Origin of the sequence: Streptomyces sp. Ag82_O1-12 (assembly GCF_900182715.1) — a bacterium.
Taxonomy (GTDB): domain Bacteria; phylum Actinomycetota; class Actinomycetes; order Streptomycetales; family Streptomycetaceae; genus Streptomyces; species Streptomyces massasporeus.
The window spans coordinates 4,432,194-4,451,161 of the sequence record NZ_FXUW01000001.1 but is presented as its reverse complement, the minus strand read 5'-3'; the positions used below and the strand labels follow the sequence as shown (position 1 = coordinate 4,451,161).

Annotated in this window: 15 protein-coding genes and 1 pseudogene; 8 read left to right on the top strand and 8 right to left on the bottom strand. The window is 69.8% G+C overall.

Annotation, left to right across the window (positions count from 1 at the left end; genetic code table 11):
* The first annotated feature begins 102 nt into the window (after window positions 1-102).
* Both QOL88_RS20420 and QOL88_RS20415 read left to right on the top strand, forming a co-directional pair.
* On the top strand, window positions 103-468 hold the full coding sequence (locus QOL88_RS20420) for a PH domain-containing protein (RefSeq protein WP_097218068.1): 366 nt from the start codon (window positions 103-105) through the stop codon (window positions 466-468).
* 178 nt (window positions 469-646) lie between these two features.
* A complete protein-coding gene (locus tag QOL88_RS20415) occupies window positions 647-892 on the top strand; it encodes a hypothetical protein (RefSeq protein WP_097218066.1) in 246 nt (81 codons plus the stop codon).
* A 68-nt stretch (window positions 893-960) separates the two neighbouring features.
* Here the strand turns inward: QOL88_RS20415 and QOL88_RS20410 are convergent, their stop codons facing one another.
* The 3 genes from QOL88_RS20410 to aspS form a co-directional block, all read right to left on the bottom strand.
* Entirely contained in the window at window positions 961-2,319 is a 1,359-nt protein-coding gene (locus QOL88_RS20410) for an MFS transporter (RefSeq protein WP_097218064.1), read from the bottom strand.
* 160 nt (window positions 2,320-2,479) lie between these two features.
* Window positions 2,480-3,454 carry an intradiol ring-cleavage dioxygenase gene (locus QOL88_RS20405; protein WP_097218062.1) on the bottom strand — a complete coding sequence of 325 codons (975 nt, stop codon included), beginning with the start codon at window positions 3,452-3,454 and terminating at the stop codon, window positions 2,480-2,482.
* A 117-nt stretch (window positions 3,455-3,571) separates the two neighbouring features.
* Window positions 3,572-5,335: an aspartate--tRNA ligase gene (gene aspS / locus QOL88_RS20400; RefSeq protein WP_097218060.1), complete on the bottom strand. Its 1,764-nt coding sequence runs from the start codon at window positions 5,333-5,335 to the stop codon at window positions 3,572-3,574.
* A gap of 291 nt (window positions 5,336-5,626) precedes the next feature.
* Here aspS and QOL88_RS20395 point away from each other — a divergent pair, with 291 nt between their 5' ends.
* Window positions 5,627-7,765: an ATP-binding SpoIIE family protein phosphatase gene (locus QOL88_RS20395; protein ID WP_097218059.1), complete on the top strand. Its 2,139-nt coding sequence runs from the start codon at window positions 5,627-5,629 to the stop codon at window positions 7,763-7,765.
* 92 nt (window positions 7,766-7,857) lie between these two features.
* Here the strand turns inward: QOL88_RS20395 and QOL88_RS20390 are convergent, their stop codons facing one another.
* The 3 genes from QOL88_RS20390 to QOL88_RS20380 form a co-directional block, all read right to left on the bottom strand.
* The gene (locus tag QOL88_RS20390; RefSeq protein WP_097218056.1) at window positions 7,858-8,925 is read right to left on the bottom strand and encodes an AI-2E family transporter; all 1,068 of its coding nucleotides are present in this window, start codon (window positions 8,923-8,925) and stop codon (window positions 7,858-7,860) included.
* Window positions 8,926-9,178: 253 nt separating this feature from the next.
* Window positions 9,179-10,156: a pirin family protein gene (locus QOL88_RS20385; protein WP_097218054.1), complete on the bottom strand. Its 978-nt coding sequence runs from the start codon at window positions 10,154-10,156 to the stop codon at window positions 9,179-9,181.
* Between the two features lie 179 nt (window positions 10,157-10,335).
* Entirely contained in the window at window positions 10,336-11,835 is a 1,500-nt protein-coding gene (locus QOL88_RS20380; RefSeq protein ID WP_097218052.1) for an MFS transporter, read from the bottom strand.
* A gap of 147 nt (window positions 11,836-11,982) precedes the next feature.
* On the opposite strand from QOL88_RS20380, the gene QOL88_RS20375 reads away from it, so the two are divergent.
* Entirely contained in the window at window positions 11,983-12,714 is a 732-nt protein-coding gene (locus QOL88_RS20375) for a TetR/AcrR family transcriptional regulator C-terminal domain-containing protein (RefSeq protein WP_097218050.1), read from the top strand.
* A gap of 41 nt (window positions 12,715-12,755) precedes the next feature.
* On the opposite strand, the gene QOL88_RS20370 is transcribed toward QOL88_RS20375, so the two are convergent.
* Complete coding sequence (locus tag QOL88_RS20370; RefSeq protein ID WP_030846788.1) at window positions 12,756-13,220, bottom strand: SseB family protein; 465 nt, start codon at window positions 13,218-13,220, stop codon at window positions 12,756-12,758.
* 122 nt (window positions 13,221-13,342) lie between these two features.
* Between QOL88_RS20370 and QOL88_RS20365 the strand changes: the two genes are divergently transcribed.
* The 4 genes from QOL88_RS20365 (at window position 13,343) to QOL88_RS20350 (ending at window position 17,828) form a co-directional block, all read left to right on the top strand.
* Window positions 13,343-14,149: a dioxygenase family protein gene (locus QOL88_RS20365; RefSeq protein ID WP_097218048.1), complete on the top strand. Its 807-nt coding sequence runs from the start codon at window positions 13,343-13,345 to the stop codon at window positions 14,147-14,149.
* A gap of 134 nt (window positions 14,150-14,283) precedes the next feature.
* The gene (locus QOL88_RS20360) at window positions 14,284-16,110 is read left to right on the top strand and encodes an acyl-CoA dehydrogenase (RefSeq protein WP_097218046.1); all 1,827 of its coding nucleotides are present in this window, start codon (window positions 14,284-14,286) and stop codon (window positions 16,108-16,110) included.
* 76 nt (window positions 16,111-16,186) lie between these two features.
* Window positions 16,187-17,485, top strand: coding sequence for a M18 family aminopeptidase (locus QOL88_RS20355; protein ID WP_097218044.1), 1,299 nt, complete (start codon window positions 16,187-16,189; stop codon window positions 17,483-17,485).
* A gap of 88 nt (window positions 17,486-17,573) precedes the next feature.
* Complete coding sequence (locus QOL88_RS20350; protein WP_097218042.1) at window positions 17,574-17,828, top strand: DUF6458 family protein; 255 nt, start codon at window positions 17,574-17,576, stop codon at window positions 17,826-17,828.
* 34 nt (window positions 17,829-17,862) lie between these two features.
* Here the strand turns inward: QOL88_RS20350 and QOL88_RS20345 are convergent.
* A pseudogene (locus tag QOL88_RS20345) lies at window positions 17,863-18,850 on the bottom strand (RNA-guided endonuclease InsQ/TnpB family protein).
* Between the last annotated feature and the right edge of the window lie 118 nt (window positions 18,851-18,968).

The following is an 18,968-nucleotide window of genomic DNA, read 5'->3' as shown; positions in this document are numbered from 1 at the left end:
CGGACGGGTTTCCCGATCGGTTCGTCCCCAGGCTTATCGCCCTGCGAAGGCCTCTGTTCGTAGGATGAGCGAGGCATCCGGCCAACAAACGGGGGGACACCGATGGCACTGTTCGGCAACGCACACACCGTGAACCCGCAATCGGCCCAGCAGGACTACGCCCGCCTCCTCGGCCACGGCGAGCAGGTCCACGCCGCGTTCCTGCTGATCCGCGACACCATCCTCTTCACCGACCGCCGACTGATCCTGATCGACAAGCAGGGCATCACCGGCAAGAAGGTCGAGTACCACTCGGTCCCCTACCGCAGCATCACCCACTTCTCGGTGGAAACGGCCGGCACCTTCGACCTGGACGCCGAACTCAAGATCTGGATCTCCGGCACCCCGACCCCCATTGAGAAGACCTTCACGAAGGGCGTCGACATCTACGAGGTCCAGGCCATCCTGACCCAGTTCGTGGCGGGGTAACCGGCGCTGGCCTTCTCCGCCATCGTCCATAGCGAAAGCGCGAACGCCGCCGCCACTGGAACTGCTGGCCCGCGGCATGCGGTCGTTCGACAAGGCAACAGCGAAATACTGGTGTGAATGGCTGGAAGTCGGGCTGGAGAACACTCCGGTCCGGGAGACATGGAGAGAGCTGGAGAAGATGGTCGCCACTTACTTCCCGGGCAGGGGAACCCTCTTCGAGGAGACGTACCTGGAGGGCAAGGCTGAGGGCAAGGCCGAGGGCAAGGCCGAGTCCATCCTGAGCGTGCTGGACAAGCGTGGCATCCCCGTCCCCGAAGCCACCCGCGACCGCATCACCACCTGCACCGACCTCGACACCCTCACCCTCTGGTTCGATCGCTCCCTGACAGCCACCGCGGTGGAGGACCTGTTCGCCGACGCCTGATCGGCCGGCAACGGCATGAGGCCCGCCCCCTTCACAAGGAGCGGGCCTCACGCCTGAGTCGGGGTGGGTCAGCGGGCCTCGCCCACTGCCGGCTTGCCCGTCACCGCCGCGACCTCCCCGCCCCCCGAGCCCATCCGCTCACCGCGATGTGTGTGCCGCACGAACGCCACCCCCAGCACCGCCAGGATCGACGCCGCCGACAGCGTGTACAGGCCCCCGTTCGTGCTGCCCGTCGTGTCCTTCAGGTAGCCGAAGAGCGTGGGGGAGACGAAGCCGCCCAGGTTTCCTATGGAGTTGACCAGGGCCAGCCCCGGTGCCGCGATCCTCAGGTCCAGGCCCGACTGGGCCATCGGCCAGAACAGGGTGGCCGCGCACTTGCCGCCGACCGCGGCCAGCGTCAGGGCGGCGAGGCCGAACCAGGGGGAGCCGAGCGTGGCGAGGAAGGTGCCGGTGGCGGACAGGACCAGGGCGATCGCCAGGTAGGGGCGGCGGTCCGGGGCGCGGTCCGTGAAGTGGCTCATCGTGTACATCGCGATCACCGCGCAGATCCAGGGGATCGCCGACAGCAGCCCGATCTGGAACGGCGACAGCCCGCCGATCTCCTCCACCAGACTCGGCAGCCAGAACGTGATCGCGTAGCCGGTGAGGGCCATCGCGAAGAAGACCCCGGTCAGGACCGCCACCTGAGGGTGGAAGATCAGCTTCATGCGGGACACCGACGGCGCCCGGTCGCGCACCTTCTTGTCCCGCGCCACGGCCTCGCTCAGCGCGTCCTTCTCCTCCTGCGTGAGCCACTTCGCGTCCTGGATGCGGGAGACCAGGAAGAACCCGGCGATGAAGCCGACCAGGATGGAGAAGGCGCCCTCCAGGGCGAACATCCAGCGCCAGCCCGCGATGCCACCCGCGCCGTGCAGTTCGAGGAGCGCGCCCGTGATCGGGCCGGTCACGATGTAGGCCGTCGCCGAGCCGCCCAGGAAGATGGCGCTCGCCCGGCCCCGGCTGGAGTCCGGCAGCCACTGCGTGAAGTAGAGCAGCACGCCGGGGAAGAAGCCGGCCTCCGCGACACCGAGCAGGAAGCGCAGCCCGTAGAACATCCACACGTTGTGGATGAAGCACATCGCCACGATCACCAGACCCCAGGTGATCATGATGCGGGTCAGCCAGACCCGGGCGCCGAACCGCTCCAGCCACATGTTGCTGGGGACTTCGAACAGCGCGTACCCGATGAAGAACAGGCCCGCGCCGAGCCCGTAGGCGGTGGCACTGACTCCGACGTCGGCCCGCAGTTCGTCCTGGACGAAGCCCACGTTCGTCCGGTCCATCTGGTTGACCAGCAGCATCAGGACCAGGATCGGCAGCATGCGGCGCAGGAACTTGCCCACCGCCCGTTGCTCGGCCTCGGGTATCGCTGTCGCGGCGTCTGACATCGTTGTCTCCCTTGCTGTACACGTACATGAACAGCAATCACGTACGCGTTCTCGAAGGGACCTTATGGAGGCCCGCCTTCCGGGTCAACGGGTTGAGTAGAAGTACATGTATGTGAATTCGGGGCGGACGTCACGTATACGTCCGCCCCACCCGTCTCCCTCAGCCCGCGGACGCCGTGGCCGATGCGCCCGGCTGGACGGAGGCCCCCGTGCCGTCCTGCGTGGCCTCGGGGTCGACTCCCATGGTGAGCGTGGCGGTGACGCCCTTCGCGATGGCGCCCTTCTTGTACTTCAGCTGCAGCAGGCCGCCCTCGGTGCCGTTGCCCGGGTAGATGGTGTCGTCGTCGAGGGTGGTGCGGGTCGTGGTGTTGGTGGAGTACGGCGCGACCTCGGCCGTGGCCAGCACGGACGCCTCGTCGAAGAAGAGCTGCCCGGTGTGGCAGGTCGTGCCGCCCTCGTAGCCCGCGTCGGTCCAGGTGCCGTTCACATGCACCTTGGTGTGGATGTGCACGCAACGCCCCTGGTACCAGCCGGGGAAGATCGTGCGGAACACGACCTCACCCTTCCGGTCCGTCCGCCACGTGCCCCGCAGGTAGCGCTCGTCATCGGTGGGCTCCTCGTGCCCTCCACCGCCACCACCGCCTCCCGGAGGCGCACCCGTGGGAGTCCCGGTCGGCGTACCGGAGGGCGTACCGGAGGGAGGCGTACCGCCACCGCCCCCTCCACCGCCCCCGCTGCCCATCGACTCGTACCCGGAGTACACGCCCAGCGCGTTGCAGTGCCAGATGTCGACGGCGGCGTTGGCGAGGGGCTTGCAGGTGTCGGAGTCGATCACCTTCAGACGCAGGGTGAGCGCAATGCCCTCCTGGTCCTCGGTGACGTCCCGGCGGAGCTTGTCCGCGTCGATGTAGTAGGGGCCCTCGGTCGTCTCGGAGGTCAGCTTGTAGCAGGCCTCGCCCGAGGTTCCGGCCGTCTTCCCCTTGCCCGCCGTCGTCTCCTCGCCGGCGAAGGCGCCCGCGGCGAACGCACCGCCGACACCCACCGCCACCACCGCACCGGCGCCCGCGGCGACGACCTTGCGGCGTGTCAGATCCCGTTTGTGCTTCGGCCCTTGGGCCGTCTCCTGTCCCGTCATGGGAAGGGAAGCTAGGGAGCGCGGCTGTCAGGAGCCTGGGTAAGAGCTGGGTAAGAGCCCTGGACGCGAAAGTGGCTCGGAACCGGCGACGGTTCCGAGCCACTCACGGGAGATCGCCTACTTCGGCTGCGGCTTGCGCACCGACAGGTGCAGTTCCTTCAACCGGGCCTCCTCCAGCTCCGTCGGCGCGCCCATCATCAGGTCCTGGGCGTTGCCGTTGAGCGGGAAGGCGATGGTCTCGCGGATGTTGGGCTCGTCGGCGAGCAGCATGACGATGCGGTCGACGCCCGGGGCGATGCCGCCGTGCGGCGGGGCGCCGAAGCGCAAGGCGCGCAGCATGCCCGCGAACTTCTCCTCGACGGTCTCGCGGTCGTACCCGGCGATCTCGAAGGCCTTGAGCATGATCTCCGGCTCGTGGTTCCGGATCGCGCCGGAGGACAGCTCGACACCGTTGCAGACGATGTCGTACTGCCAGCCGAGGATGTCCAGCGGGTCCTGGGTCTCCAGGGCCTCCAGGCCGCCCTGCGGCATGGAGAACGGGTTGTGCGAGAAGTCGATCGCGCCCGTCTCCTCGTCCTTCTCGTACATCGGGAAGTCGACGATCCAGCAGAACCGGAAGACGCCCTCCTCGAAGTGCCCGGCACGCTTGGCGGCCTCGACCCGGACCGCGCCCATGATCTTGGAGACCTCGTCGAACTCGCCCGCGCCGAAGAAGACCGCGTGGCCGGCCGCGAGCGACAGGCGCTTGGTCAGCTCGGCGACGTTCTCCTCGGTGAGGAACTTCGCGATCGGGCCGGTCAGCGAGCCGTCCTCGGCGACACGGACCCAGGCCAGGCCCTTGGCGCCCTGCGAGACGGCGTAGTCGCCGAGCTGGTCGAAGAACTTGCGGGGCTGGCCGGAGACGTCCGGCACCGGCAGGGCACGCACGTGCTTGCCGGCGAACGCCTTGAACTCCGAGCCCTCGAAGATGTCGGTGATGTCGACGAGTTCGAGCTGGGCGCGCAGGTCGGGCTTGTCGGAGCCGTACTTCAGCATCGCCTCGCGGAACGGGATCCGCGGGAACGGCGAGGTGACGTGACGGCCGCCGCCGAACTCCTCGAAGAGCTCGGTCATGAGCTTCTCGACGGGCTGGAAGACGTCCTCCTGCTCGACGAAGCTCATCTCGATGTCGAGCTGGTAGAACTCGCCCGGCGAGCGGTCGGCGCGAGCGTCCTCGTCGCGGAAGCAGGGCGCGATCTGGAAGTACCGGTCGAAGCCGGAGATCATCAGCAGCTGCTTGAACTGCTGGGGCGCCTGGGGCAGGGCGTAGAACTTGCCCGGGTTCAGACGGGAGGGGACGACGAAGTCGCGGGCGCCCTCGGGGGACGTGGCGGACAGGATCGGCGTCGCCATCTCGTTGAACCCGAGGGCGACCATCTTCGAGCGGATCGAGGCGATCACCGACGACCGCAGCATGATGTTCTTGTGCATGCGCTCGCGCCGCAGGTCGAGGAAGCGGTACTCCAGGCGCCGCTCCTCGTTGACCCCGTCCTCGGTGTTGATCGTGAAGGGCAGCGGGGCGGCCGCGCCGAGCAGCTCGACCTCGCCGACCTCGACCTCGATCTCACCGGTCGGCAGCTCGGGGTTGATGTTCTCCGCACCCCGGGAGACGACCTTGCCGTCGACACGGACGGTCGACTCCTTGGAGAGCTTGTCGAGGGCCTCGTAGGCGGGGGTGCCGGGACGGGCCACGAGCTGCGTGATGCCGTAGTGATCGCGCAGATCGATGAAGAGGATGCCGCCCAGGTCGCGCCGATTGTGCAGCCAGCCACTCAGCCGGACGTCGCTGCCGACGTCAGAGGAGCGGAGCTCGCCGCAGGTGTGGGACCTGTACCGATGCATCGTCGTTCATCCAGTCTTCGCTGATCGGGGTCTGTGTTTCACGTGAAACGCCTCCCCAGCGTACCGGGCAGGCGAAGATCGGCTCTCCACAGTTATGGATCGAGCGCGGTGGTTGTCGATCGAAGCACGCGGTGGTCGTTACGCGGTGGTCGTTGGTCGAGCACGCCGTGATCGGTCGTCGCTCGTTGGTCGAGCACGCCGTGATCGGTTGTCGAGCACACACGCGCCGTCGTTCGGGCAGACGTCCGCTATCGGTGGCAGCGTTCGACGGCCTCTTCTTAAAGTAGGGCAATGCGCACTGGCGAGCCTCTGCCCGCCGTGGGGGAGGCCCTCGCCGCCCTCGCGACCGGCCTGTGGCACTGGGACACCGCCACCGGGCTGGTCACGGTCGATGCCGAGGCGGCCCGGTTGCTCGGGCTGCCCGCCGAGCAGGTCAGCCTCACGGAGGCCCAGGCCCGGGCCCGGCTGCACCCGGTCGACTGGAACGAGATCACCGGCGTGGTCCAGCTGGCCGTGGCCGAGGGCACCCTCGCCGAGGTCCGGATCCGGATCATGGACGAGCTGGGCCGGGTCGTCCGGGTCGTCCGCAGCCGTTCCAAGCCGTCCTTCGACCCGGCCCGCAAGGCGTACCGGTTGATCGGCACGCTCCAGGAGGTCACCGAGCCGACACCGGGCACCCCGGCCGGGCGCAGCGCGGTCACCGGCGACTGGCGGCGCTCACGGGAGGCGTTCCTGCTGGACGCGGGCCGGGCCCTGGCGGAGGCGCGCTCCACCCAGGAGGTCCTGCGGGTCACGGCGAATCTGTCGATGCCCGGGTTCTCGCCGGACGGGCTGGCGGTGTTCGGCGTCTCGGGCGATCGCCTGACGATCATCGGCCACCACGGGCAGCAGCGGGGCACCGAGAGCCCCTTCTCGGACATGCCGCTGGACACGCACTACCCGGCCGCCGAGGTGGTGCGGACGGGCCGGGCCGTCTACCTGTCCTCCGCCGAGCACTACAAGGCCCGCTACCCGCTGACCTGGCCGCTCGCCGAGCGCTTCGGCCGCCGCTCCTGGGCGTTCCTGCCGTTGACCGTGGCCGGGCGGACGATGGGCGCGTGGATGGCGGCGTTCACCTACCCGGTCGCGTTCACCCCGGACGAGCGGTCCGTGCTGGCGACGGTGGCGCGGATGCTGGCGCAGGCCCTGACCCGGGCGGGCTTGGCCGAGAGCGAGCGGGCCCTGACCGACGGACTCCAGCGCACGATGCTGCCGAGGCTCGGACCGCAGCGCATCCCGGGCATGAGCGTCGCCGCCCGCTACGTCCCGACGGGCGGCGGGCTCCAGGTCGGCGGCGACTGGTACGACGTGATCCCCCTGCCCAGCGGGCGGTTCGCGCTGGTCATCGGTGACGTCCAGGGCCACGACGTGCGGGCGGCGGGGCTGATGGGCCAGCTGCGGATCGCCCTGCGGGCCTACGCCTCGGAGGGCCATCGGCCGGACGCGGTGCTGTCGCGCGCCTCCCGCTTCCTGCACGGCATCGGCGACGAGGACCCGGCCGACGAGCGCTTCGCGACCTGCGTCTACGTCGAGGTGGACCCGGCTAATGGCGTGCTGGACATCGCCCGTGCCGGGCACCCGGACCCGGCGATCCGGATGGCCGACGGCACGGTGCTGACGCGGCCGACGTCGGGCGGTCTGCCATTGGGCATCGACCCGGACGCCGACTACCCCACGACCCGGCTCGCGCTGGAGCCCGGCGAGACGATGCTGATCTGCACGGACGGCCTGCTGGAGACCGGCGGCCACGACCTGGATTCCGGCTGGCGGCGGCTGCGCGGGATCCTGGAGGACCACAAGGGCGATCTGGAGGAACTCGCCGACACCCTGGTGCAGGCCGTGCACGGGCCGTCCTCGCACCACACCACCGGCCCGCTGGCGGACCGCCGCGAGGACGACATCGCGATGCTGCTGCTGAGCCGGGAGGGCGGGGGCTGCGGCTGCGGTGCCGCGATGACCGTACGGCCTCCCGTGCGGCGCTCGGTGCTGACGGTCGCGCAGGCCGAGCCCGAGCGGGTCGCGGTCGCCCGGCAGCAGTTGCGTGAGCTGCTGCACGACTGGGCCTCGCCCGACCAGGTCGACTCGGCGGTGCTGCTGCTGTCCGAGCTGCTGACGAACGTCCTCGTGCACACCGACCACGACGCGCTGCTGGTCGCCGAGATCACGGGCGAGGTGGGTGGGCGGCGGCTGCGGATCGAGGTCACGGACGCCGGCGACGACCTGCCGCACCGGCGCAGACCCGGGGAGCTGGCGTCCTCCGGCCGCGGCCTGGTGCTGATCGAACTGCTCGCGCACGCCTGGGGCGTCGACCCGCGCGGCGAGGGCAAGAGCATCTGGTTCGAGCTCTACGAGTCCGTGAACGGCTCGGGCGACGGCTCCTGGTCGCCGTGACGGTCACGACACAGGAGAGGACGGTGGCTGGCTGGTCGCCGTAACGGTCACGACGCAGGAGAGGACGGTGGCTGGCTGGTCGCCGTGACCGGTCACGGTTCCGGTGCCGGCGACGGCTCCTGGTCGCCGTAACGGGTGCGCAGTTCCTGGACGATGCCGAAGGCCGCCGCGGTGAGGGGGACCGCGAGGAGCATGCCGAGCACTCCGGCGACGGAGGCCCCGGCCGTGATCGTCACCATCACCACCGCCGGGTGCATCTGCACGGTCCGGCTCTGGATCATCGGCTGGAGGACGTGCCCCTCCAGCACCTGCACCGCCAGGACCACGCCGAGCGCCCACAGCGCGATGACGAACCCCCGGTCGGCGAGGGCGACCAGGACGGCCAGGGCGCCCGAGATGAAGGCGCCGAGGTAGGGGATGTACGCCCCGACGAAGACCAGTGCGCCCAGTCCGGCCGCTCCGGGCACGTCGAGGACGAGCAGGCCCACGGTGATGAGCAGTGCGTCGATGAGCGCGATGAGGGTCGTCCCCCGCATGAACCCCTCGACGGCCCTCAGCGCCCGCCGCGCCATGGCCTCCAGGGTGTCGGCCGCACCCCGGGGCGACAGGGAGCGCAGTGTCCCGGCGGCCTTGTCGGAGTCGCGCAGGAAGAAGAAGACGAGCAGCAGCGCGAGGACGGCCATGGCGATGGACTCGCCGACCACGCTGACCCCGCTGATCACGCCGGAGGCGGCCGTGCCGCCGAACTTGCCCAGCAGTTCACGGGCGTTGGAGGCCAGGTCGTCCAGCGAGGTGCCGGCCGCGCCGAAGTGCTCGGAGACCGCGCGGGCGGCCTGCTTGAGCGAGGCGACGATCTCGTCTCCGGTGTCGATGAGCGCGGCGACCACGATGTACACGGCCCCGCCGACCACGGCGACCACCGCGACACAGGTGAGCCCGGCCGCGACCGACCGGTGCACCCCGGCCTTCACGAGCCGCCGGTGCAGCGGCCCGAGCAGCGCCGTCCCGAGCAGGGCGAGCAGCACGGGCACGACGGCGGTCCGGAACTCCACGACCAGCCGGATCCCGACGTAGACGACCCCGGCGACCAGCAGCAGCACAGCACACCAGGCGGCGAAGCGCCGGACGGGGACGGGGAGGAGCGGGGTGGGGGCCTGCACATCCCCACCCGACCACGCCCCGGGCGGGCCGTCCCGTCAGGAAGGCCCGCCAGGGTGACGGGGCGTCAGCCGCCCCGGCGCGAAACCGGTCTCCGCAAGGACTCACGCCCCGGCGCGAAGCCGGTCCCGCAGGACTGACACCCCGATGCGAAGCCGGACCCCGCAGGACTCACGCCCAGGCGCGAAGCCGGTCCCCGCAGGACTCATGCCCTGGTGCGACCGCTCCCCGCAGGCCTCACGCCCTGGTGCGACGTCAGTCCTGCGGACCGCTCGCGGTCATTCCGTGCACGGCCGGGACCGTGCCCAGGCGGCCCTTCTGGAAGTCCTCGAACGCCTGCTGGAGTTCCTCGCGGGTGTTCATGACGAACGGGCCGTAGTGGGCCATGGGCTCACGGATGGGCTGACCGCCGAGCAGGACGACCTCCAGGTCCGGGGTGTGGGAGTCCTGCTTCTCGTCCGCGCGGACGGTCAGCGAGGAACCGGCGCCGAAGACGGCCGTCTGGCCCATGTGGACCGGGCGGCGGTCGGGTCCGACCGTGCCCTTGCCCGCCAGCACGTACGCCAGCCCGTTGAAGTCCTCGCGCCACGGCAGCGTGAGCTCCGCACCCGGGGCGACGGTCGCGTGGACCATCGTGATCGGGGTGTGCGTGACGCCGGGGCCCGCGTGCCCGTCCAGCTCACCGGCGATGACCCGCAGCAGCGCGCCGCCGTCGGGGGTGCTGAGCAGCTGGACCGAGCCGCCGCGGATGTCCTGGTAGCGCGGGGCCATCATCTTGTCCTTGGCCGGGAGGTTCACCCACAGCTGGAGGCCGTGGAAGAGCCCGCCGGAGACGACGAGATGCTCGGGCGGGGCCTCGATGTGCAGCAGGCCCGAGCCCGCGGTCATCCACTGGGTGTCCCCGTTGGTGATGGTGCCGCCACCGCCGTTGGAGTCCTGGTGGTCGAAGATCCCGTCGATGATGTAGGTGACGGTCTCGAATCCGCGGTGCGGATGCCAGGGCGTGCCCTTGGGCTCACCCGGGGCGTACTCCACCTCGCCCATCTGGTCCATCATGATGAACGGGTCGAGATGGCGGTAGTTGATCCCCGCGAACGCCCGGCGCACCGGGAAGCCCTCGCCCTCGAAACCGCTCGGAGCGGTCGTGACGGCGAGCACGGGACGTGCCACGGCGTCGGCAGGCGCGGTCACTCGGGGCAGCGTCAACGGGTTCTCGACGGTCACTGCAGGCATGTCGGTTCCTCCTCGTGTACGCCCAGTTTAGTTGAGCGTTGAACTTTCTGCCACCCCAAACAGAGAAAACCGGGAAGGCATTCCCGACCCGGGCGACGGCGCAGCGAATCACGGGAGACCGGCACGGCGGAAGGCCGTCACCCTGTTGCGGGGTGACGGCCTTCGGTGTCCGGGGCAGGTCAGGCGGCCAGCTCACGCTCCTCGCGCCCCGCCCCGGCGGGCCCGGATTCGCGGTCCCGCATCACCAGCGTGGCCACGACCGCCGCGGCCAGGACACCGGCCGCGCTGATCGTGAAGGTCGTCGACATCGAGGCGGCGAAGGCCTCCCGGGCCGCCCGCACCAGCCCCGCGTCCCCGCCGGCGACGGCCAGCGCCCCGCCGATGGACTCGCGGGCCTGCTCGGGGGCGCCGGCCGGCATCTCGTCCGTGTAGCCGCTGGAGAGCAGGGAGCCGAGGATCGCGATGCCGAGGGCGGTGCCGGACTGCTGGATGGTGTCGTTGAGGGCCGAGCCGACGCCCGCCTTGTCCTCCGGGATGGTGCCCATCAGCGCGGCCACCGCGGCCGGCATGGCCAGACCGGCCCCCAGTCCCAGGATCCCCAGCGCCACCGCCGGGACCGTGAACCCGCTGTCGGCGGTGAGCGTGGTCAGCAGCCCGAAGGACGCGACCATCAGCAGCATCCCGCCGAGGATGACGAACCGGCTGCCGAACTTCACGGCGAACTGCGCCCCGGCCGTGTTGCCGGCCAGCGCGGCGACGGCCAGCGGCAGGAAGGCCAGGCCGGCCTTCACGGCGGACCAGCCGAGCACGAACTGGAGGTACTGGGTCAGCACCAGCAGCAGACCGGCGTTGCCGATCTGGACGAGTGCCAGGGAGAGCGAACCCCCGCTGAAATTGCGGTGCTTGAAGAGGACCAGCGGGACCATCGGCGCGGGGGTCACGTTCTGCCAGATCACGAAGCCGGCCAGGGCGAGCACCGCGACGGCCAGGACGACGAGGGAGCGGCCCTCGAACGCGCCGTGCTGCGGAATCTCGATGATCCACCACACCAGGGCGGTCATGCCCACCGCCGACAGCACCGCGCCCAGCGGGTCCGGCTTCTGCCAGGGCGCCTTCGACTCCGGCATCAGCAGCACACCGGCCAGCAGGGCCAGGCCGACGATCGGGACGTTGATCAGGAAGATGGCCTGCCAGGCGAAGTGGTCGATGAGCACGCCGCCGAGCACCGGACTGCCCACCAGACCCAGCATCGACACCGAACCCCATGCGGCCATCGCCTTGGGCCGCTCGTCCTCGTCGAAGACGGTGATGAGGATCGACAGGGTCGAGGGCATGATCAGCGCCCCGCCGACGCCCATGGCGATCCGCACCGCGATCAGCTCACCGGGCGTGGAGCAGAACACCGCCCCCAGCGAGGCCGCCCCGAAGAGCAGCAGCCCGATCAGCATCACCTTGCGGCGCCCGAACCGGTCCCCCAGGCTCCCCGAGGTCAGCAGCAGCCCGGCGAAGACCAGGGTGTAGGAGTCGAGGATCCACTGCATGTCCTGGGCGCTCGCGCCGAGGTCCTCGGTCAGCGCGGGCACCGCCACCGTCAGCGCCATGTTGTCGACGACGAGCACCAGCGTGCTCAGGCACAGCACGATCAGGATCCACCAGCGGCGTGGATTGCGAGCGTCCATTTCCGTTCCCCTCCCGCGAACTTACTGCGAACACCGTTCCTTCGATGCGCACACTGTACGCATGGCGGAACAGTGTGCGCAAGCCTTGAGTTCTGTACGCTGATTGCGCACGCTGTTCGCACGTAGAGGTTCACCAGGAGGACCCCGATGAGCAGGACGAAGGACAAGAACCCCATCCCGTCCGTATGGGCCCGCGAGCAGCGCCGTACCGACCAGCCCGCGCTCAGCCGGGACGCGATCGTCCGCGAGGCGATCGCCATGCTCGACGCCGAGGGGATCGAGGCGCTCAGCATGCGCAAGCTCGGTGCCCGGCTGAACGCCGGCGCGACCTCGCTCTACCGGCACGTCGCCACGAAGGACGAGCTGATGGAGCTCGCGGTGGACGAGGTCGCCGCCGAGATCCACGTCCCGCGGGCCGACGGCCCCGACTGGCGCGCGGCGGTGACCGAGGCGGCCGGGTCCTTCCGCACGACGGCGCTACGGCACCCCTGGCTCACCCTGGTCCTCGGGCAGGCCGGACTCGCCTACCTCGGACCGAACTACATGAACTTCTCGGAGCGGCTGGCGGCCCTGTTCACCGCCGCGGGATTCCCGGAGCCGAGCCGGGCGATCGACGCCGTCTTCTCGTACGTCATCGGCATGAGCACGACCGAGGCCGCGTGGCTCACCACCGTCGCCCGCTCCGGCGAGAGCGAGTCGGAGTTCGTCGCCCGGCTGCTGCCCGCGGCCCAGCAGGCCTCGGCCGGCTACGACCACCTGGCGGCCGCCGGACCCGAGACCTCCGCGCAGGCCTCCGATCCCGCGAAGCTCCGCGACGACAAGTTCGCCTACGGCCTCGAGGTCGTCCTGGACGGCCTGGCGCTGCGCCTGCCCAAGTGACTACGGCCTGGTCTCAGCCGCCATCTGCGCAGCAATGGCGTCTAGCCATACATCCGGCGCATCGCGAACTCGACCATCTGCTCCACGGCCTTCGCGTCGAACACCATGCGGTGCTCGCCCTCCATGTCGAGGACGAAGCCGTAGCCGGTCGGCAGCAGGTCCAGCACCTCGGCGCCGGTGATCACGAAGTACTTGGACTCCTTGCCCGCGTACCGGCGCAGCTCCTTGAGCGTGCTGAACATCGGGATCACCGGCTGCTGGGTGTTGTGCAGGGCCAGGAAACCGGGGTTGTCGCCGCGCGGGCAGTAGACCTTCGACGTCGCGAAGACCTGCTGGAAGTCCTCGGCGGCCATCTGCCCGGTGGTGAAGGCGCGCACCGCGTCCGTGAGGGAGGGCGGGGACGGCTCGGGGTACAGGGGCGGCTGCTGCCCGTACCCGCCGGACATCGGCTGCTGCGGAGGGGCGTACTGCCCTTGCGGGCCCGCTGTCTGGTCGTAGCCGTACATGAGCGCAAGCGTACCGAGCGCGGACGGGCCGGCGGGCCGGTACGCCGGTCCCGGCAAACCGACAGCGAGTCGACAGCGCCCGCTCTGTGGATCGCCGGGGCGGCGGCTCGTAGCGTCGTGTCATGAACGGACGCCATGACGAGGGCCCGCCCGAGCACGGCGGAGGCCTCTCCCACGACCTCCCCGTCCTCGCTCGCCGGCGGATGATCCGGCTGATGGCGGGCGCGAGCCTGATCCCGCTGGTGGGCTGTACACCGGAAGGGAAGACCTCGGCGGCCCCCTCCTCCTCGTCAGCGGCGTGCGCGGAGATCCCCGAGGAGACGGCCGGCCCCTACCCCGGCGACGGCTCGGGCGGCGTGAACGTCCTCAAGGAGAGCGGGGTCGTCCGCGGCGACATCACCCGCAGCTTCGGCGACTCCGCGGGCGGCACGGCCGACGGCGTCCCCCTGACGATCACGCTCACGGTGGTGGACGCGGCCTCGGGCTGCGGGACGCCGAAGCGGGGCGCCGCCGTCTACCTCTGGCAGTGCGACCGGGAGGGCGCCTACTCCCTCTACTCCGAGGGCGTCACCGACGAGAACTACCTGCGGGGCGTGCAGGAGACGGACGACGAGGGCCGGGTCACCTTCCGGAGCGTCTTCCCCGGCTGCTACCCGGGCCGCTGGCCGCACGTCCACTTCGAGGTCTACGGCAGCCTGGCGGACGCCACCGCGGCGACGTCGATCACGAACACCTCGCAGCTCGCCTTCCCCAAGGAGGTCTGCGACACCGTCTACGCCACCGACGGCTACGACGCGAGCGTGCGGAACCTGAGCGCCCTCTCGCTGGAGGACGACGGGATCTTCCGCGACGGCCACGACCGGCAGCTGGCGGCGATGAAGGGGAGTACGGGGGACGGCTATACCGCGGCACTGACCGTTCCGGTGTGACCTGTCACAGATGACGGATCGGGGTTGCTTCTTATTACCGACGGGTAGCATCATCGTAGCTACTTGTTGGTACGTGAACTAGCGCGAGGATCCAGTGCCTCGCCGATCTCTCTACGGAGCCGGGAGCCGTCGCCATGGGGCACTACAAGTCGAATCTCCGCGACATCGAGTTCAACCTCTTCGAGGTACTCGGGCGCGACAAGGTGTACGGCACCGGTCCGTTCGAGGAGATGGACGTCGAGACCGCGAAGAGCATCCTGGAGGAGATGACCCGCCTCTCGGAGAACGAGCTCGCGGAATCCTTCATCGACGCCGACCGCAACCCGCCGGTCTTCGACCCGCAGACCAACACCGCGCCGGTCCCCGCGTCGTTCAAGAAGAGCTACCAGGCCTTCATGGACTCCGAGTACTGGCGCCTGGGCCTCCCCGAGGAGATCGGCGGCACCACCTCGCCCCGCTCCCTGATCTGGGCCTACGCCGAGCTGATCCTGGGCGCCAACCCGGCCGTGTGGATGTACTCCTCGGGCCCGGCGTTCGCCGGCATCCTCTTCGAGGAGGGCAACGAGGTCCAGAAGCACATAGCCACGTTCGCCACGGAGAAGCAGTGGGGCTCCACGATGGTGCTCACCGAGCCCGACGCGGGCTCCGACGTGGGCGCCGGCCGCACCAAGGCCGTGCAGCAGGAGGACGGCTCCTGGCACATCGAGGGCGTGAAGCGCTTCATCACGTCCGGTGAGCACGACATGTCGGAGAACATCCTCCACTACGTGCTGGCCCGCCCCGAGGGCGCCGGCCCCGGCACCAAGGGCCTCTCCCTCTTCCTCGTCCCGAAGTACCTCTTCGACTTCGAGACCGGCGAGCTGGGCGAGCGCAACGGCGTCTACGCCACGAACGTCGAGCACAAGATGGGCCTCAAGGCCTCCAACACCTGCGAGATGACCTTCGGCGACCAGCACCCCGCCAAGGGCTGGCTGATCGGCGACAAGCACGACGGCATCCGCCAGATGTTCCGCATCATCGAGTTCGCCCGCATGATGGTCGGCACGAAGGCCATCTCCACGCTGTCGACGGGCTACCTGAACGCGCTGGAGTACGCCAAGGAGCGCGTCCAGGGCCCCGACCTGGCCAACTTCATGGACAAGACCGCGCCCAAGGTCACCGTCACCCACCACCCCGACGTGCGCCGCTCGCTCATGACGCAGAAGGCGTACGCGGAGGGCATGCGCGCCCTGGTGCTCTACACGGCCTCCATCCAGGACGAGATCCAGGTCAAGGAAGCCGCGGGCGAGGACATCTCCGCCCTGGAGGCCCTGAACGACCTGCTCCTGCCCATCGTCAAGGGCTACGGCTCCGAGAAGGGCTACGAGCAGCTCGCCCAGTCGCTCCAGACCTTCGGCGGCTCCGGCTTCCTGCAGGAGTACCCGATCGAGCAGTACATCCGGGACTCCAAGATCGACACCCTCTACGAGGGCACCACGGCGATCCAGGGCCAGGACTTCTTCTTCCGGAAGATCGTCCGCAACCAGGGCGCCGCACTGAACTCCCTCGCCGAGGACATCAAGAAGTTCCTGGCGCTCGGCGAGGGCGGCGAGGAGCTCGGCGCGGCCCGCGAGCACCTCGCCAAGGCCGCCGTCGAGCTGGAGGCCATCGTCGGCCTGATGCTCACCGACCTCGCCGCCACCGAGCAGGACGTCAAGAACATCTACAAGGTGGGCCTCAACACCACCCGCCTGCTGATGGCCTCCGGTGACGTCGTCGTCGGCTACCTGCTGCTCAAGGGCGCCTCCGTCGCCGCCGAGAAGCTCGAGACGGCCTCCGCGAAGGACAAGGCCTTCTACACCGGCAAGATCGCCGCCGCGAAGTTCTTCGCCGCGAACGTCCTGCCGGGCGTCACCCTGGCCCGCAAGGTCGCCGAGGGCGTCGAGCTGGACCTGATGGAGCTGGACGAGGCCGCGTTCTAGATCCCTCACGTCCTCTGTTCGAGGGCCTGTTCCCCTACGCCGGGAACGGGCCCTCGTCCGTCGTTAAGGTGAACCCATGACCGAACCAGTCCGCTTCGACCGCGGCCACACCGACGACCTCATGACCTTCCTGGCGGCGAGCCCCACGCCGTACCACGCCGTGGCCACAGCCGCCGAGCGACTGGAGAAGGCCGGCTTCAAGCAGGTCGCCGAGACGGACGCGTGGGACGGGACGAGCGGCGGCAAGTACGTGCTGCGCGGCGGCGCGATCGTCGCCTGGTACGTGCCGGAGGGCGCCGCACCCCACACGCCGTTCCGGATCGTCGGCGCCCACACCGACTCCCCCAACCTGCGCGTCAAGCCGCTCCCCGACACCGGGGCGCACGGCTGGCGCCAGGTGGCCGTGGAGATCTACGGCGGACCGCTGCTCAACTCCTGGCTGGACCGCGACCTCGGCATCGCGGGCCGGCTGACCCTGCGTGACGGATCGACGCGCCTGGTGAACGTGGACCGGCCGCTGCTGCGCGTCCCGCAGCTCGCCATCCACCTCGACCGCTCGGTGACGGCCGACGGCCTCAAGCTCGACAAGCAGCGGCACATGCAGCCGGTCTGGGGCCTCGGCCGCGACGTCCGCGACGGCGACCTGATCGCCTTCCTGGAGGAGACGGCCGGCATCCCCGCGGGCGAGGTCACCGGCTGGGACCTGATGACGCACTCCGTGGAACCGCCCGCCTACCTGGGCCGCGACCGCGAGCTCCTGGCCGGCCCCCGCATGGACAACCTCCTGTCGGTGCACGCCGGCACCGCCGCCCTCGCGGCCGTCGCCTCCTCCTCGTCGCAGCCGGCCTCCATCCCGGTCCTGGCCGCCTTCGACCACGAGGAGAACGGCTCCCAGTCGGACACCGGCGCGGACGGGCCGCTGCTCGGCACCGTGCTGGAACGCTCGGTCTACACCCGCGGCGGCTCCTACGAGGACCGCGCCCGCGCCTTCGCCGGCACCATCTGTCTGTCCTCCGACACGGGCCACGCGGTCCACCCCAACTACGCCGAGCGGCACGACCCGACGCACCACCCGCGCGTCAACGGCGGCCCGATCCTCAAGGTCAACGTCAACAACCGCTACGCCACGGACGGTTCGGGCCGGGCGGAGTTCACGGCGGCCTGCGAGGCGGCCGACGTGCCCTTCCAGTCGTTCGTCTCCAACAACTCCATGCCCTGCGGCACCACGATCGGCCCGATCACCGCCGCGCGGCACGGCATCAAGACCGTCGACATCGGCGTGGCCATCCTGTCGATGCACAGCGTGCGCGAACTGTGCGGCGCCGACGACCCGTTCCTCCTCGCCGGCGCGCTGACCGCGTTCCTGGAGAGGTAGAACGGGCCGCCCCCGCATGGGTGTTCGCCTCGGGGGTACCCGGTGTTCCGGGACCGGAACGACCGGACCGTACAGGGAGGCGACACACATGGGCCTCGGCGGATGCATCATCCTCATCGCCGTGGGAGCCATCCTCACGTTCGCGACCGACTGGGACATGCAAGGGGTCAACATCGACCTCGTCGGCATCATCCTGATGATCGTCGGACTGATCGGCGTCACCACGTTCAGCAGCATCGCCCGGCGCCGCCGCGTGGTGGTGCCCCCGACGACGCCCGGTGTCGTCGAGGACCCGGCGGTCCACCACCGCCGTGACGGCTACAGCGACGGATACGGCGTTTGAATCCTCCCCTCCCTGGAGGAAGGGGATTCCTGGCTCAGGCTGCCTCCTGGAGCAGCGCTCCAGGAGGTCTTGTGCCATCGGCACCAGTCGGGTTGAGACCAGCCCGGTGGAGCATCACGCGTGCGGAGTTCTTGTCCCGTGGGGACACGGTCGCGCATGCGGTGCAGGTGTAGGTGCGCTCACCCAGCGGCAGTGCATGCTTGGCTCTCGTCATGCAGTTGGCGCAGTCCATCGTGGTGTGCGCGGGTTGGACCAGGCGGATGTCCCGCCCGTGCTTGCGGCCCATCTCGACCAGAGCCTTCTTGGTGGCGCCGATGGCGGCGTCCGCGGCCTTGCGCGCCATGGTGGGCCTTTCTGCCGTGCCCGGCATGGGGGAGATCGTGCGCGTCGGAGGTGGTGGTCGCGGTCTCCTTCACACCCCAGTCGACACCAAGAACGCGACCGGTTCCGGGCAGCGGCTGCACCTCGGCGGGCACGACGAAGGAGCCGTACCAGTGCCCGAGACTGTCCTGGTATACCCGCACGGCGGACGGCTCAGCAGGCAGTCCCCGCGACCACACCACGGTCACGACGATCCCGCCCGCCAGGTGCAGACTGCCGTCTCTCACCCGGAACCCACGCCGGGTGTAGTTCAGGGTCGGCAGCGCCTCACGCTTCTTCTTATGCGTGGGCATACCCGCCCTACGAGCCTTGGGCAGGCGCTCCCGGATGTCCTTTTGCGCCTTGGCACGGGACCGGCCGAAATCGCGGATGACCTGCTGCTGGACAACCGACGACCCCTCCCCCAGCCACGGGATCGCCCGCCGGGCCTCAGTCAGCATTCTGTCCAGCCGCGCCGGACCACTCGTCTCCTTCTCCCCCGTGGCCCTGTTATGCAGATGAACGGCCTTGGACTTGGCGACGCACTCGTTCCACACCCACCGGCACCGGTCCCACTCCGCCACCAAGGCCGCACGGGCGGCAGCCGACACACGCAGCCGGTAGGTATAGCGCGCATACCCAGCCTCAACAACTGCCTCCATGTGCCCCCTCACCGACACGGCCTCCCGAGCCCTCCAGGGGACCATATGTACGGCCACCGCACGCGTGTACCCAACCCTGAGGACACCACCCCGACCAGCGACGACAGGCACACGTGTT

Coding starts and splice junctions, on each gene's coding strand:
- QOL88_RS20355 (WP_097218044.1), top strand. CDS start 16,187: ATGACCGAACCAGTCCGCTTCGACCGCGGCCACACCGACGACCTCATG.
- QOL88_RS20405 (WP_097218062.1), bottom strand. CDS start 3,454: ATGACGGGACAGGAGACGGCCCAAGGGCCGAAGCACAAACGGGATCTG.
- QOL88_RS20415 (WP_097218066.1), top strand. CDS start 647: ATGGTCGCCACTTACTTCCCGGGCAGGGGAACCCTCTTCGAGGAGACG.
- QOL88_RS20375 (WP_097218050.1), top strand. CDS start 11,983: ATGAGCAGGACGAAGGACAAGAACCCCATCCCGTCCGTATGGGCCCGC.
- QOL88_RS20385 (WP_097218054.1), bottom strand. CDS start 10,156: ATGCCTGCAGTGACCGTCGAGAACCCGTTGACGCTGCCCCGAGTGACC.
- QOL88_RS20370 (WP_030846788.1), bottom strand. CDS start 13,220: ATGTACGGCTACGACCAGACAGCGGGCCCGCAAGGGCAGTACGCCCCT.
- QOL88_RS20420 (WP_097218068.1), top strand. CDS start 103: ATGGCACTGTTCGGCAACGCACACACCGTGAACCCGCAATCGGCCCAG.
- QOL88_RS20350 (WP_097218042.1), top strand. CDS start 17,574: ATGGGCCTCGGCGGATGCATCATCCTCATCGCCGTGGGAGCCATCCTC.
- QOL88_RS20365 (WP_097218048.1), top strand. CDS start 13,343: ATGAACGGACGCCATGACGAGGGCCCGCCCGAGCACGGCGGAGGCCTC.
- QOL88_RS20360 (WP_097218046.1), top strand. CDS start 14,284: ATGGGGCACTACAAGTCGAATCTCCGCGACATCGAGTTCAACCTCTTC.
- aspS (WP_097218060.1), bottom strand. CDS start 5,335: ATGCATCGGTACAGGTCCCACACCTGCGGCGAGCTCCGCTCCTCTGAC.
- QOL88_RS20410 (WP_097218064.1), bottom strand. CDS start 2,319: ATGTCAGACGCCGCGACAGCGATACCCGAGGCCGAGCAACGGGCGGTG.
- QOL88_RS20380 (WP_097218052.1), bottom strand. CDS start 11,835: ATGGACGCTCGCAATCCACGCCGCTGGTGGATCCTGATCGTGCTGTGC.
- QOL88_RS20395 (WP_097218059.1), top strand. CDS start 5,627: ATGCGCACTGGCGAGCCTCTGCCCGCCGTGGGGGAGGCCCTCGCCGCC.